Raw genomic sequence first — 14876 nt, 5'->3', positions numbered from 1 at the left:
GGAGGAAAGGAAATAAATATGGCAAAAAAAGTAACAAGGCGAACCAAACATATAGGACTCGTAAAGAACGACATTTATCTTGAACCGTTTGAGGACGCTATACGTGGAAGACACGATCATGCAGTTTGGAAAATTAACCAACTGACAAATAATGGCAAACAGACACTTAACGACTTTGCCAATGGTTATGCCTATTATGGCCTTCATCGCAATGCACGCGGAGGTTGGGTGTTTCGTGAGTGGGCACCAAACGCTACAGAAATATATCTTATTGGCGATTTCAACAACTGGAAGCCGGAAGAGAAATATCGTGCAAAGAGAATTGAAGGCACCGGTAAATGGGAACTGAAACTGCCTAAGAAAGCAATAAAGCATGGAGACTTGTTCAAAATGCTCGTCAGATGGAATGGTGGTGAGGGAGAACGTATTCCGGCATGGGCCAATAGGGTGGTGCAGGATGAGGAAACGAAGATTTTTTCGGCTCAGGTCTGGGCTCCGGAAAAGGAATATGAGTGGCAACGTTCTTTCCGTATGAATAAGAATAAGCCTCTGTTCATATATGAGTGCCATATCGGAATGGGAGAGGATGCTGAGAAAGTGGGCACTTATAATGAGTTCCGTGAAAACGTTTTGCCAAGGATTGTAAAAGCCGGTTATAACTGCATACAGATAATGGCCATTCAGGAGCATCCGTATTATGGTTCTTTCGGCTACCACGTAAGTTCGTTCTTTGCTCCTTCAAGCCGTTTCGGAACACCTGAAGAACTGAAATTACTTATTGATACGGCTCATAAGAACGGAATAGCGGTTATTATGGACATTGTTCATTCGCATGCAGTTAAAAACGAAATGGAGGGTCTCGGAAATATTGCCGGCGACCCAAACCAGTATTTCTGCTCTGGTGATAGGCATGAGCACCCGGCTTGGGACTCGCTATGCTTTGACTATGGGAAAGATGAGGTGATTCATTTCTTGCTTTCCAACTGTAAGTATTGGCTGTCTGAGTTCCGTTTTGACGGTTTCCGTTTCGATGGAGTGACATCAATGTTATATTATAGTCACGGACTTGGAGAATCGTTCACCAACTATTCTGACTATTTCAACGGACATCAAGATGATAACGCGATATGTTATCTCACTCTTGCAAACAAACTTATACATGAAATAAACCCCAATGCCATTACTATTGCAGAAGAGGTTAGTGGCATGCCGGGGCTTGCAGCAAAATTCGATGATGGAGGTTTCGGGTTTGATTACCGAATGGCAATGAACATACCCGACTATTGGATAAAGACTATAAAGGAACTTCCTGATGAGAACTGGAAACCGAGTTCTATCTTCTGGGAAATAAAAAACAGACGACCCGACGAGAAAACGATTTCCTATTGTGAAAGTCATGATCAGGCACTTGTGGGTGATAAAACAATCATTTTCCGCCTGATAGATGCCGATATGTATTGGCATTTCCGTAAAGGAGACGAAAATGAGACCGCACGACGCGGCATTGCTCTGCATAAGATGATACGCCTTGCCACGGTCTCGGCAATCAATGGTGGCTATCTTAACTTCATGGGCAACGAGTTCGGACATCCGGAATGGATTGATTTCCCACGTGAGGGAAACGGTTGGAGCCATAAATATGCACGCCGTCAGTGGAATCTTGTGGATAATAAAGATTTATGCTATCATTGGTTGGGTGATTTTGACAGAGAGATGTTGCGTGTCATAAAGGATGAAAAGAACTTCCATAAAACGCAGGTACAGGAAATTTGGCATAATGATGGTGACCAAATACTGGCCTTTATGAGGGGTGACTTGTTGTTTGTCTTCAATTTTTCTCCTTCTCATTCGTTCACAGATTATGGTTTCCTTGTGCCTACCGGCTCTTATGACGTTCTCCTTAATACTGACTCCAAGGATTTCGGAGGCAATGGTTTTGCTGATGACAGCATGACACATTTTACAAACTACGACCCGCTTTACGTAAAAGAACACAAGGAATGGTTGAAGTTATATCTCCCTGCTCGTAGTGCGGTTGTATTAAAGAAGAATTAATAAGGCACTATGACATTTAATAACAAGAGTGGCAACAGTGTTGCGATGCGTGTGGTTTGTGCCATTGCCTTTTTGGTTTTCACCTTTAGTTATCTGTATTTCTATCAGTGCGATTTGATAGGAGCGGTGCAACATGTGCTTTCCGGAGGACAAACCTCGTATTCGAGACTTATAGGTGCGATAATACTTACGGTCTGTTTATATCTTTTACAGATAGGTATATATGCCCTGACCAAACTCAATAGGCATGCACATGCCCTGACTTATTTCCCATCGTTGTTATTGCTATGTCTGTTGACAAGTGTCGATGATACTTTCGACCAGCATTTCTCTCTCAGCACATGGACATGGATTTCGCCCTTATTGCTCATATTGTTTGTTTTCATTGTTCATTTATCAATGAAATATCAGCCATATTTGTCTAAGAAATCCTCCGCCGGTATCTTCTCGGAAATATCATGGGTAAATCTTCTTACAATGGTATTGATGTTCTTTTTCGTAGGCATTTTCAGTAATGGAAATGATATTCTGCACTATCGTTTACGAATAGAGAGGTATTTAAGTGAGAAAGATTATACTGCAGCCTTATCCGTAGGAGAGTATTCCTTAGAAACCGATAGTTCGCTATTTATGCTTCGGGCGAGTGCATTGGCACGCTCAAAACAAATGGGAGAACGTCTTTTCGAATATCCGATAATAGGTGGTTCTACATCATTGCTGCCAAATCAAGGTAGCGTTAGGTGCGTGGTATATGATACCGGTGATATATATAAAATTGTTGGTGCAATTCCCAAAACCAAGATGACCGTAGAAGATTACCTCAAGACAATAAAGATGACAAAACAGACAAGAGCCGCATACGGCGATTATGTTTTGTGTTCATATCTTCTTGATAGGAAATTAGATAAGTTTGCGAGTGAATTGAGAGAGTATTATGTTGTTGATTCTGCATCGGTATTGCCGAAACACTATCGTGAAGCACTTACATTATACGAACGCCAACGTTCAATTAAATATGAAGGATTTCATGATGAAGTTTGTGAAGCTGATTATGAGGATATGATGGAGATTAGAAAAAAATACCACAGTAAGCCTGAATACATGGCTACTTTGCGTGATGCCTACGGAAAGACGTATTGGTATTATTATTTCAAAGAATAAAAGAAAATAGGACATGTTTGATTAAAAACACGTCCTGTTTTTTGTTTTTAAGAAGTTTATTAGTAACTTTGTTGCAAACAAATATTATTTAGTCATGGAGAATGTAAGTAAAATAACCCAGGAAAACTTTGAAGATGTTTATGTGGACAGAATCGAAGTGAAACAGATAGATAAGTTCGTTTGTGCAGAGATGGGACGTCAGATTCACCGTTATATAAAAGGAATGAGAGGTAGTAAGACGATGATGGAAAACTTCGAGAAGGCCATTTCTCATCTTACAGTCGAAGAAAAAGAGGTTGCTATTGCACGTTATATCGACCTTAATCGCAAAGCCATTAGCGGGCTTGATTTCAAGGTTGTGCTGGCTCGTGCCGTGGCAAACTATTGCGACACGTTCGATTATATGCTCACTATTATAAACGACAAGAAACGCATGTCATTCTATCTCGACCGTATCCGTTCAAAATATATCAGATTCCATGAGGTTTTTGAAGAGCAAGGAAATTTCGGAATAAAGAACTATGACGGAACTATTATTGTAAAACCGGAATATGATTTCCTGCGTACATGTTATATCTATGTTGACGATTTCATTATAATCCCTATCATTGCGGGTAAAAATGGCAAGTTGGGATTGATTCTTCCGGACGAGAATAACACTGTAGTTGCCGACTTTATATATGATGACATTTCTCTTAGAGACGAATATCCATATTTTGAAGCGAAGAAAGGGCGAAAAAAAATATTGTTGAATGAAAAAGGCGAAGAGTGTTCCAAGTGAACAACTCTTCGCTTTCTTTATTATTAACCGTTATAATAGGGTGTTATTTCTTATAAATAGTGCGCGCTTTTTCATACGCTTTCACCCAGTCGGTATTTAAGTTGAATGGAGTAATATAGTTCTCATTATAGTAAGCCTCAGTAAGAGTGGTGTCGCTATCGTCATAACGTGGGAACTCTATACAGAATTGTTTGAAGTCCTGCATCACCTTATATTGCTGCTTCTTGCCGGCTTTTTCAAAGTTTGAGAGGTACAAATCAAGGAACTCGAACAAAGCAAGTGCTTGGTCATCGAGTTCTGCTGACTTATCAGGCATCTGCTCCATTGTGCGCTGTCCGATATAGCACAACTCGTCATACTTAAATGTTGCAATCTTTCGAAGTCCAATTTCTTTCTTCTCATCTTCAGCAACTTCACGTGCCATTTGCAAGGCCGCTTTGTATCTTTCTTGGGCATTAACACTAACAAATGCCACACAGGCAAGTGCCATCGTAATTAAAATTCTTCTCATCTTGAATAATATTTATTGTCTGTTTAACGTTATATCTTCTGTTTTGTTTAATAAACGGCATCTTTATTATGCTTTTTTAACTGCATGCGCTTAACCGTTTGTGTTTTTATACAATCACTTTCACTTTCTATTCCTTTACTCGTTTTTGATTTTTTACTGCGAAATCTTTCCAACTATTATAGTGGGTTGCATTAGTTTCCGGCTTCGACATCTGCATATAATGGCAATATGCAGCGGCAAGAGCATCTGTGGCATCCATGAACTTTGGCATTTCTTCGCTGTCAAGTTTCAGTAGTTTATGTAGCATTCCTGCAACCTGTTCTTTTGAAGCGGAACCATTACCCGTAAGCGCCAGTTTTATTTTCATCGGAGCATATTCATGAATTGGCACGCTATGATTGATTGCCGCTGCGATTGCAACGCCTTGTGCCCTTCCAAGTTTCAGCATAGACTGAACATTTTTTCCGAAGAAAGGAGCCTCAATAGCCATTTCGTCGGGTAGGAATTCATCTATAATACCTGTCACTCTTTCAAAAATTTTGCCAAGTTTCAAGTATGGGTCTTTCTCATTTCGCATGTCGATTACACCCATAGCGACCATTTTTGCTTTCTTTTCCTCCACACTTATTATGCCATATCCCATGACATTAGTTCCGGGGTCTATGCCTATTATAACTTTTTCCATTCACCTTAAATAAGGATTCATTTCAAGTTCGTTGCCGATAGTGGTATTACCACCATGTCCGCTTAGTACGGTTGTGCTTTTAGGAAGTTTTGCAAGCACATTTCTAAGGCTGTTCATCATGTCAGTTATCGAACTGCCTTCAAAGTCTGTTCGGCCTATACTCATTTGGAAAAGCGTGTCACCGGTGAAGGCCACGCCCTCTTCTTCACAATAGAAAGTGACACTTCCCGGTGTATGTCCCGGTGTCTCAAGTATGCTGAAAGAGTGTGATCCGAATGAAATTTTATCTTCTCCTGTAAAATACTTGCCAACAACCGACGAATCGGTTTCATATTTCATTCCGAGGAAAAGCATGGCCTGTTGAGGTAAAGCATTTATAAGAAACTTGTCTTTTATGCTTACATCTGCATTTATACCATATTGCTTTTTTATAAAATCATTACCGGCACAATGGTCAAAATGTCCATGGGTGCATATCAACCTCACCGGTTTCAGAGTGTTAGTGGCAATATAATCAATAATCTCTTTGCGTTCATTATCATTGAATGCGCCACAATCTATTATTACACATTCTCCGGTTTCATCACTTACAATATATGTATTTTCCTGAAAAGGATTGAAAACGAATTTCTTTATGTTCAACATTTTACTGATGTTTAGTATATTATTATATCATGGTTAGACAGGAAGATAGATTATATTTTTTTCTTTAAACCATTCTTCTTCAAAGAAACTGCTTATTTCCAATGTATCTATCAAGTGTTTGAATGGGCATATCTCGTTTTCTATGTTTCCGCCTTTTAGGACAATAACACCATTTGGTAGCGAATTTTGTTGTTTCCCACCGATATTCTTTCTTACTATTTTCATGAGATCGGGCAATGGCATCACCGCTCTGCTTACTACGAATTGATACAGCCCCTTTTCCTCTTCTCCGCGCCGATGTACTATTTCTGTGTTTTTTAGTCCTATTGCATTGGCAACCTCTTGTGCCACACGTATCTTCTTACCAGTACCATCAATCATCGTGAAATGGCAATCCGGAAAGGCAATGGCTAACGGAATTCCCGGGAATCCACCACCTGTACCAAAGTCCAATATCTTTGTTCCTTCCCTGAATCTGATAACATTGGCAATCGCCAAAGAATGAAGTACATGGTGTTCATACAGCATGTCAATGTCTTTTCTGGAAATCACATTTATCTTAGAGTTCCAATCGCGATACAGTTCATCCAAAGCTGCGAACTGTTCCAACTGTTCCTCGGTGAATTTCTTTCCAAAATATTTTCTTATCAGTTCCATAATGTTCTTTTTAATATTTAATAGGAGGTTGTTAACTCCTTATTTTCAAATACTTGTTTATGTCAGAATAGTCTATTCTTACCAATATCCTACCAATATCATGCGTGGCAATTTCATCTGCATTATATATAAACACTATACCGTCTTCTTCAAGCATGAAGTTTGAAGAAGGGTAGGGAGTTATTCCTTTGAAAATAGATTGTTCTTGCAGTTGTTCGAGATTGTCAACATTCCTATTATCACACAGTTCTTCAATTATAAGTTCCGATATGAATTGATTTGAGCCTTCAACTATCAAATCTTCGAGATTGAGAATCTTCTTATTATAGATGTCTATGTTTTTTGCTATCATTATATTCGTATTATGTAGTGCTCCCGAGCCATAGTCAGCCTCAGCCATATACACGACAATTCCTTTTTTACCATGCTTTACCGAAGTTTTTACACTATAAACGATGTCATAACTTTTCGCATTTTCCTTATCCACGTTATAAAGACTTGCATAGTCACGTTTATATTCATCTGTATATTTACAAATAAAGGAGTCAATAGCCTCTTTCATATTCGTTATGCCGTCACCGATTGAGAAATAGTCCGGGGTAAGAATGCCAGAAGTTAACAATTCATAGTTTATGTTTTTCAAACTGTCAGACTGTGAGAAGATTATATCAAGATGTAATTTACATGTAGGAGAAAGCGAGTCGTGCGTAAGTCTTACGATAGTATCTTTCTTTATCGAGTAAGCACGGAAAAGCGCCAACTCATTCCCATCAGCACGTGATTTACTGTCGCATGACGAGAGAGATAACAAATGGGCTAAAGTTATGAATGTCATAAGAAGACATTCTGTTTTGCTTTTTGTCATATATACATATCATTTTGCTTGCAAAGTTACTACTTTTTTCATAAAACACGGATGCCCTATTGCTAAAATTGTTTTTTTTGTATTTATATTTCGCTATAATCTAATAAATGATTAATTTTGCAGCCCGAAACAGAAAAATGGATATGGAGAAATCATATAAGGCGGCATTATTCGATTTGGACGGTGTCGTTTTTGATACAGAGTCACAATACTCTATTTTTTGGGGTAGCGAATGTAGGCGGTATCTCCCTGAAGAAGATGGACTTGAGCACAAAATCAAAGGACAGACTCTTGTGCAAGTTTACGAAAAATACTTCTCAGGAGAGTTGGAAAAGGAGCGTGAGAATATAACAAAAAGGCTGTATGAGTTTGAGGCTCAGATGAGTTTTGAATATGTTCCCGGATTCGAGCAATTCATATCTTCACTGCGCCAACAAGGTTTGAAGACTGCTCTCGTAACAAGTTCGAACAAGATGAAAATGGAAGCAGTATATAGAAAACATCCCGAATTCACTACTTTTTTCGATGCTATACTCACATCAGAGGATTTTTCAGAAAGCAAACCATCGCCCGATTGTTATTTTCGTGCAGCTGAAAGGCTCTCTCTCGACAATGGCGATTGTGTGGTTTTTGAAGACAGTTTCAATGGTCTGCGTTCGGGACGTGCTGCGGGAATGACCGTTGTGGGACTCTCAACAACAAACAGCAAAGAAGATATTGCTCCGTTGTGCGACATCGTAATAAATGATTATATCGGTTTCAATATTTAATCAATAACTTATTCTAACAAAATGGCAGGATATTTAGTCAGCGACACGCGTAAAGTTACTACGCATCGCTTTATTGAAATGAAACAGCGAGGGGAGAAGATTTCAATGCTCACCTCATACGATTATACTATGGCAGGCATTGTTGACGGAGCAGGCATAGACGGTATTCTCGTTGGCGACTCCGCTTCTAATGTCATGGCAGGCAATGGTACCACGCTTCCTATGACCGTGGAGCAAATGATATATCATGCACGTTCGGTGGTGCGTGGAGTAAACAGGGCACTTGTAGTATGCGACATGCCGTTCGGCTCTTATCAGATAGATCGTCACGAAGGAGTGAAAAATGCGATACATATAATGAAAGAGAGTGGTTGCGATGCATTAAAACTGGAAGGTGGAGAAGAAATAATAGATACCGTGAAGGGTATTCTTGATGCCGGTATTCCCGTAATGGGACATCTCGGACTGACCCCACAGAGCATAAATAAGTTTGGAACTTATGCCGTTAGAGCAAAGGACGAAGCAGAGGCAGAGAAATTAAGACGTGACGCAGTATTGCTTCAGGAGGCCGGTTGTTTCTCAATAGTTCTTGAGAAAGTTCCGTCAAACCTTGCCGGTGAAGTGTCAGCCAATCTTACCATTCCCACCATAGGAATAGGTGCCGGAGGCAATACTGACGGACAGATTCTCGTAGTTACAGATATGCTCGGTATGACAAAGGGATTCAGCCCGCGTTTCTTGCGCCGCTACGCCGACCTAAACAGTGTGATTAACAATGCTATCGGGCAATATGTTGCAGATGTGAAAGCCTGCGATTTCCCCAACGAACAGGAAAGTTATTGATAGATATGCATACCCAGAATACACCGGTTCATTTCAGACTTTGGCACAAAGGTTTTTGGGCACTTGCGTGCGCCAATCTTCTTTTGTCAATGTCTATGTTTGTGTTCCTACCGGTGACACCTTACTGGTTGGCCGAACGATTCGGCTTTGATGCGCTCCATGTAGCCATGTTATTCGCATTGCATGGCATTGGAATCTATCTTTTGGGGCCTTTATGCTCAATGCTCGTAGAGCGTTACAGACGTAATAAAGTTTGTGCTTTCTCCATAACGTTATCGGCATTGGCAAGTCTGTCTATATTCTATTTCTGTAAAGTTCATCCGGAATTCCTGTCTTTATTCGATACTTCAACAATTTTTATTATAATGTCTGTTATACAGACAATTGGCTCTGCATTATATGGACTGTCAGAGATGAGTCTTTCCGGCATTCTTATCATTGACGTGTGTGAGTCATTCCGTCGTACTGAGGCTAACCATTCTGCGGCATGGTTCGGTAGGTTTGGGCTTGCTTTGGGACCGATTATCGGTATAATGGTCTATAAATTATTGGGTGGCGAAACGGTATTTCTTGCCTCTTCGATATTCTCTATTATAGCAGTAATGTTGGTACTATTGACCGATTTCCCGTTTCGTGCCCCTGATGAAAACATTCGTACATTCAGTACCGACCGTTTCTTTCTGACAAACGGGAAATGGCTCTTTGTGAATTTTCTTCTCATAATGATTGCCGTAGGATGCGTTATTGTCCACTATCATAACATTGCTTTTTATCTGCTTATGCTCGGAGGATTTTTTGTTGCTCTACTGTCACAGAAGTTTGTTTTTGCGAATGCCGAACTTAAAAGCGAGATATTATCAGCATTGGTGCTTATCATTGCCGCATTGCTTATAATGATATTCCGTGGAATGGAAGTTGCTTTGTTTTCTGCAGCCTTTCTTATTGGTGTCGGAGTGGGAGTGTCTGGTGCCCGTTTCCTTTTGTTTTTCATTAAGTTGAGCCGCCATTGCCAACGAGGAACGTCACAGTCTTCATTTTTCCTTACCTGGCAATCAGGTATTGCATTAGGTGCAGCATTGGGCATTGCGCTTGGTGAGGATACGGTAGGATATGTTGTTGCGCTTGGTCTTGCTGTCACGGCATTAATTATGTATCATGTCTTTACACACACATGGTATATGAAAAACAAGAGCAGATAATAAGCGTTAAACATCTGAATAATAATCTGTTATTGTGAATATAACAGATACTTGTTGTTAACTCTATTACCAATTTAGGCGAAATTACAAAACAATTTGGGCGAAATTGAAAAGTAAAATGGGCGAATTTGCTTTTCAATTTCGCCCATTTTACAAATTGTAATATTGTGCGCCATAAAATCTTTGATTAAAGATTGAGTGGTAATAAGCGCTAATTTTATTGAGAAAATAGAAAATTACAGAGTGATTCTTGAGTTATTTCTTTTTTCCCTTTTTCCTTCTAATTCCAAACAAATCATTGAGAGTTGTGAAATCTTTTTTCATTATCAGCCCTACACCTTGGGTTGTCAGACTGTTGCGTGTAAAATACCTGTCGTTCGTCTGATTGTAAACACGGATAGCAAGGTTGCCATTAGGGAACAACAGATAGTTTATATCAAAGTCGCCAATGAAAGATGTTGTGGCGTTGTTGTTGTCCCTATAGCCGAATTGTCCGTTTATCTGCAATCGGTTATTTAGCAATCTTCCGGAAAGTATTCCTTCGTATTCTGCATTGTTGAAGCCCTCATCTCCGGTGCTTATGTTGGCTCCGAAATTCCAGTTAGAGTTATTTATAACGTTGCTGAGAACAGTGTTTATTTGTTGTGTGATAGTTCCACTGAGCAAACTCTGCATTGCAAGCGATGTCTGACTCTGCTGAGCATTAATAGAATTAGAATTTTCTTGTGAATAAAAACGGCCTATAGATAGGAGGTATATTACTTGCTGATTGAGTTCTTCTTCACTGTTTATTATCGAACGAGCCATTTGTTTTGCATCATCATTCACTGTCGGCATGTCGAAATCAAAATCAAGATGTGGGGCATTCGGCGTTCCGGTAATATTCATTATACAATCCACACGCACATTATTATTTGAGAAACTGCGACCGATATGCAAGTCGGAAAGCGACACACCATTGACAGTATATATAGCTTTCATGTTAAGGATTGCATTGTATGGATTTCCACCAAAGACAATGGAGCCACCGCTCTTGAATGTAAAATCTTTCTTTATAACATTCTGTATTGTCATGTCGTATTTACCATGACTAATCTCATAGTTACCATACATGTTCAGTCCTTGTTTATTATGGTATATCGCTCGCAAGTTACCATTTCCGTATAACGTTATCATGTCACCGGTAGTTTTATCCATAAGCAGTTTTATGGCAGCATCCGGTGTCGCATTTATTCTGAAATTCATTTTCATATCAGCACGGAAATTACCGTTGCTTTTCTGCATTTTGTTCTGGTCATTATCTTCGTTAATGTCTGCTGCATGATTGGTCCATTCTATAAAGTCGGTATTTGAAATTGTTTCAGGGGCAGCAGCGTTATATTCAAAGAATGTACCGCGTTGGGGTGTAATGTCTATATCGAATATTATTTCACCGCTTTTCCCACGTATGTCACAAGTGCCTGTGGCATATACTTTTCCGAAAAACGTGTTATCTCCGAAATCCTGAAAATCGTATGAAAGAAGATTTTTGGCCTTAATGCCAATGTCGTATGTCCATCGTGAAAGATTATGATGATTTATAACACCGTTAAGCACGGCAGTATTGCCATCTCTGTCTGCCACTGTATCAGCTCTTAAAATAATAATATTCGGACGCAGGGTGATAGGGCAGTTAAGCATGGTATAGACCGTATTTAATGCCGGGAGTTTTGCTTCTCCATCAACATTGACATCCCCTTCAATATTTATTGCGTTTAGTGGGCCGAACAAGCGTAAATCGCCATGCACGGATGCCCTTACATTATCGAGGAAACTGCTGCAAAGTCCCTCCATAAATTCTGCACTTGTACCTATTGCTTTAATTTTAAGGTCGAGTTCTTTTCTTGCAGGAGATACATAGCCACCAATAAGAGTTTGGCATAGCGGTCCATCGTCTGCTCGTGCATTTATATTTATCCGCTTTGTTTTATTGTCATAGTTTACGTATGCTTTCAATGTGCCCATATGTCCTGTTTCAAAAATAAAGTTTCTCACCGTGATGTCTCCATTTATTTCCGGCTGACTGAAAAGTGATGATAGAACTGCCTTTCCGGAAACATATCCGTCAAAACCTACGGAATGGAAATTAACCATATCAAGTACATACTTTGCATTAACATCATGCAAGTTTATCGTAATGGAGTCAGTGCTTGACCGCGTTGCCTTTCCGTTAATGATAATATGTTGATTATCGTGACTTACCGAGAAGTTGTTTACATTAAGATGGCTGTTTGAAAAATTAATATTGGCATTGGCAACGTTCCAAACGGTATCACCAACAAAAATCAATGATGGAAGAACATTTACATCGGCATAGGCCTTACCTGTTTCGTCTTCAGCGAATGAAGCCTCGGTGTTCAAACTTCCTGAAAAAGTCTTTTCTCCATGATTATCCCATTCGATAGATGAGACCATACGGTCGTTTATGGCAGATGATACGAAACCAAATGACATAACTTCTCCGTTTGCCATAACTTTGTCAATGGAGAGATTGGTTTCAAGTGGTTTATCTTTATCTCCGAATAGGCGTACATTGATATTCTTGTAAGAAGAATCACTATATTTAATATCAGGAGCCACCAATGTAACATTGACATAATCCTGAATTTGATTGACATCGCCCTTAATTATCAGTGGTTGTTGAGTTTCGAGTGGGATATTCATAAACTGTCTCAATATTGAGGCATCATATAAAATGGCATCAATAGAGAATTTATCAATGTTTTTTGCACTCGCTCTCTTTGACAATCCTGGTATTGATGGCAATCTTGAGGCAACAATTCTTGACAAAGTATAAGGAAGTTCTGATACCCGATATTGCCCATCCAATATAACATGGCCGAAATCACCAGACAACTTCAAATTCCTGTTGTTTGCCGAACCATTACATATAAGGTTTACATTATTCAATACGAATACACTGTCTGGACTTGTTGACATTCTGAAATCATGTAGATTCAAATTGCCCACAGCATTGTCAAGCGAGTTTCCATGAAAATCACCTTTTAATTTTCCGCTGAAAGTTGTATTTTTCCATTTGTCGGTAAGCCCCAATACATTTGGGTTTAGGTGATTTACATTAAGCATAAAGCCTGATATGTGGTCTTTTGCCAATTCCCCTTCTGCTGTCAGAGAAGCGTTGGGGTCATCTATTTTCAATTTTCCATTGAAAACATTGGCCATCATTGAGCCGTTTATTTCAATATCTCGATAAGTGTATCCATTGAAAAAGAAACGATTTACGTTACCATTTAATTTCAGGTATGTGGCCTTTCCTTTTTCAAATTTTCCCTCCAGTTCTATTTTTGTAGCAATATTCCCCAATCGCTCGTCAGCAAGCAGTTTACCGATGTCAATGCCATCTGTGTTTATGTTTGCCCCTAACATGTTGTTACCGTATGAACAGTTGATAGCAACATTACCCACATTGGATGTCAGTTTGCCATTGGCAGAAATTTTAGAGTTACGGCTTGATACAGACCCCACATACCCAAAGTCGCCTATTCGCTCGATTACATCAGGCATGGTTATATCTTCACCTTTCATTACTTTTGCTAAACGTTCGATGTAATTCTGATTTATTCTCAAATATTTGATGTCTGTTCTCCAGTCTTTCAGTAATGACATATCATATATATAACCACTTGCAAAGATGCTCATCTCGCCACCTTGGTCTTTTACCACGAGGTCTTTTATATTTATATTCTCACCATGCCCATTGGCTTTTAAGGATATGTCAATCGGCCGACTTATGAGACGCAGATCAGGAGAGAATGATGCCAAGTCGGCCAGTGAAATATACGATTTATTAATTGATGTACTGAAATCTAAAGAACTCATTACAAGTTTGCCTTCATCTATTCTGTATTTTGCTTTCGTATCTCCTAAAAATACATGAGAATTGGGGAGCTTTAATTCAAAATCAGAAACAGATGCACTGTTTTTGGTAACAACAGCCTTGAATGACAATAAAGATATTGCAAGTCCGGACTCTTCTTTTAGTGACAGGCTTTTAACATGTAGATTAATAGAGTCTTGTGTTATTTTGTTTAATATTATGTGCGAACTTATATCAGACACTTTAATATGCTTGGCAGAGAATTTGCCATGCTCTTTTGGATGGTCTTTTTGGTCGTAACATATGAGTCCGTTCCTTATAATAAGAGAACCTATATTCATATTTATTTTTGAAGGCTCTTCGCTATTTTTTGAGGCAAGCGAGTCTAATACGAATTGGAAATTGAATGGGACGTTGGCACTGTCTTTACTCAGGTATGCACGAAATCCGAAAAGTTGTGCCGACGAAATGGACACCTTTCCTTTAATAGCCTCCAATATATCGAGTTTTGCCGAGAGTCGCGTAGAAGCGAGCATGAGACTGTCTCTCTGATCGTATATTTTTACGTCATCAATAATAATCCTATTCAAAAAACCAAGATCAACGTTTCCTACTTCAACATTGGTGTTTATTTTTTCACTTACCACATGACTTACCCAACCTCCGATGCTCCTCTGTACGGGCGGAAGTTTAAGCATGACGATAATCGCAAAATATATTGCCACTAACGTCCATAATATTATATTTACCGATTTTCGGAGTTTCTTCATTACCAAACTTGTAAACCCTAAGTTGCAAAACGTAGAGTATCTTGTATATTTTAGGTG

Annotated in this window: 12 protein-coding genes; 6 read left to right on the top strand and 6 right to left on the bottom strand. The window is 39.3% G+C overall.

Going from position 1 to position 14876, the window contains the following annotated elements:
• Nucleotides 1-18: 18 nt before the first annotated feature.
• The 3 genes from EHV08_RS03945 to EHV08_RS03935 all read left to right on the top strand — a co-directional run bounded on the left by EHV08_RS03945 (nt 19) and on the right by EHV08_RS03935 (nt 3997).
• Nucleotides 19-2055: an alpha amylase C-terminal domain-containing protein gene (locus EHV08_RS03945; RefSeq protein ID WP_126678160.1), complete on the top strand. Its 2037-nt coding sequence runs from the start codon at nt 19-21 to the stop codon at nt 2053-2055.
• A gap of 9 nt (nt 2056-2064) precedes the next feature.
• Complete coding sequence (locus EHV08_RS03940; RefSeq protein WP_126678159.1) at nt 2065-3216, top strand: DUF6057 family protein; 1152 nt, start codon at nt 2065-2067, stop codon at nt 3214-3216.
• A gap of 94 nt (nt 3217-3310) precedes the next feature.
• The gene (locus tag EHV08_RS03935; RefSeq protein WP_126678158.1) at nt 3311-3997 is read left to right on the top strand and encodes a hypothetical protein; all 687 of its coding nucleotides are present in this window, start codon (nt 3311-3313) and stop codon (nt 3995-3997) included.
• Nucleotides 3998-4040: 43 nt separating this feature from the next.
• Here the strand turns inward: EHV08_RS03935 and EHV08_RS03930 are convergent, their stop codons facing one another.
• From EHV08_RS03930 to EHV08_RS03910, 5 genes are all read right to left on the bottom strand, one after another.
• On the bottom strand, nt 4041-4508 hold the full coding sequence (locus EHV08_RS03930) for a hypothetical protein (RefSeq protein WP_126678157.1): 468 nt from the start codon (nt 4506-4508) through the stop codon (nt 4041-4043).
• A 127-nt stretch (nt 4509-4635) separates the two neighbouring features.
• The gene (gene ruvC, locus EHV08_RS03925; protein WP_126678156.1) at nt 4636-5193 is read right to left on the bottom strand and encodes a crossover junction endodeoxyribonuclease RuvC; all 558 of its coding nucleotides are present in this window, start codon (nt 5191-5193) and stop codon (nt 4636-4638) included.
• Nucleotides 5194-5838: an MBL fold metallo-hydrolase gene (locus EHV08_RS03920; protein WP_126678155.1), complete on the bottom strand. Its 645-nt coding sequence runs from the start codon at nt 5836-5838 to the stop codon at nt 5194-5196.
• 33 nt (nt 5839-5871) lie between these two features.
• Nucleotides 5872-6498: a 16S rRNA (guanine(527)-N(7))-methyltransferase RsmG gene (rsmG, locus tag EHV08_RS03915; protein ID WP_203227074.1), complete on the bottom strand. Its 627-nt coding sequence runs from the start codon at nt 6496-6498 to the stop codon at nt 5872-5874.
• Between the two features lie 28 nt (nt 6499-6526).
• A complete protein-coding gene (locus tag EHV08_RS03910) occupies nt 6527-7360 on the bottom strand; it encodes an RsiV family protein (RefSeq protein WP_126678153.1) in 834 nt (277 codons plus the stop codon).
• A 143-nt stretch (nt 7361-7503) separates the two neighbouring features.
• Between EHV08_RS03910 and EHV08_RS03905 the strand changes: the two genes are divergently transcribed.
• From EHV08_RS03905 to EHV08_RS03895, 3 genes are read left to right on the top strand one after another with little or no spacing between them, the layout of a single operon-like run.
• Nucleotides 7504-8130, top strand: coding sequence for an HAD family hydrolase (locus EHV08_RS03905; protein ID WP_126678152.1), 627 nt, complete (start codon nt 7504-7506; stop codon nt 8128-8130).
• Nucleotides 8131-8151: 21 nt separating this feature from the next.
• Nucleotides 8152-8973 carry a 3-methyl-2-oxobutanoate hydroxymethyltransferase gene (panB, locus tag EHV08_RS03900; protein WP_126678151.1) on the top strand — a complete coding sequence of 274 codons (822 nt, stop codon included), beginning with the start codon at nt 8152-8154 and terminating at the stop codon, nt 8971-8973.
• 5 nt (nt 8974-8978) lie between these two features.
• Nucleotides 8979-10172, top strand: coding sequence for an MFS transporter (locus EHV08_RS03895; RefSeq protein WP_126678150.1), 1194 nt, complete (start codon nt 8979-8981; stop codon nt 10170-10172).
• Between the two features lie 255 nt (nt 10173-10427).
• Here the strand turns inward: EHV08_RS03895 and EHV08_RS03890 are convergent, their stop codons facing one another.
• Nucleotides 10428-14819: a translocation/assembly module TamB domain-containing protein gene (locus EHV08_RS03890; RefSeq protein ID WP_126678149.1), complete on the bottom strand. Its 4392-nt coding sequence runs from the start codon at nt 14817-14819 to the stop codon at nt 10428-10430.
• Nucleotides 14820-14876: the final 57 nt, after the last annotated feature.

Origin of the sequence: Prevotella koreensis (assembly GCF_003977605.1) — a bacterium.
In the GTDB taxonomy this organism is placed as follows: Bacteria; Bacteroidota; Bacteroidia; order Bacteroidales; family Bacteroidaceae; genus Prevotella; species Prevotella koreensis.
This window is presented reverse-complemented; position numbering and strand designations above follow the sequence as displayed.

Excerpts from the sequence above, each read along its gene's own strand:
- EHV08_RS03945 (WP_126678160.1), top strand. The coding sequence starts at position 19 with ATGGCAAAAAAAGTAACAAGGCGAACCAAACATATAGGACTCGTAAAG.
- EHV08_RS03940 (WP_126678159.1), top strand. The coding sequence starts at position 2,065 with ATGACATTTAATAACAAGAGTGGCAACAGTGTTGCGATGCGTGTGGTT.
- EHV08_RS03935 (WP_126678158.1), top strand. The coding sequence starts at position 3,311 with ATGGAGAATGTAAGTAAAATAACCCAGGAAAACTTTGAAGATGTTTAT.
- EHV08_RS03930 (WP_126678157.1), bottom strand. The coding sequence starts at position 4,508 with ATGAGAAGAATTTTAATTACGATGGCACTTGCCTGTGTGGCATTTGTT.
- ruvC (WP_126678156.1), bottom strand. The coding sequence starts at position 5,193 with ATGGAAAAAGTTATAATAGGCATAGACCCCGGAACTAATGTCATGGGA.
- EHV08_RS03920 (WP_126678155.1), bottom strand. The coding sequence starts at position 5,838 with ATGTTGAACATAAAGAAATTCGTTTTCAATCCTTTTCAGGAAAATACA.
- EHV08_RS03910 (WP_126678153.1), bottom strand. The coding sequence starts at position 7,360 with ATGACAAAAAGCAAAACAGAATGTCTTCTTATGACATTCATAACTTTA.
- EHV08_RS03905 (WP_126678152.1), top strand. The coding sequence starts at position 7,504 with ATGGAGAAATCATATAAGGCGGCATTATTCGATTTGGACGGTGTCGTT.
- panB (WP_126678151.1), top strand. The coding sequence starts at position 8,152 with ATGGCAGGATATTTAGTCAGCGACACGCGTAAAGTTACTACGCATCGC.
- EHV08_RS03895 (WP_126678150.1), top strand. The coding sequence starts at position 8,979 with ATGCATACCCAGAATACACCGGTTCATTTCAGACTTTGGCACAAAGGT.
- EHV08_RS03890 (WP_126678149.1), bottom strand. The coding sequence starts at position 14,819 with ATGAAGAAACTCCGAAAATCGGTAAATATAATATTATGGACGTTAGTG.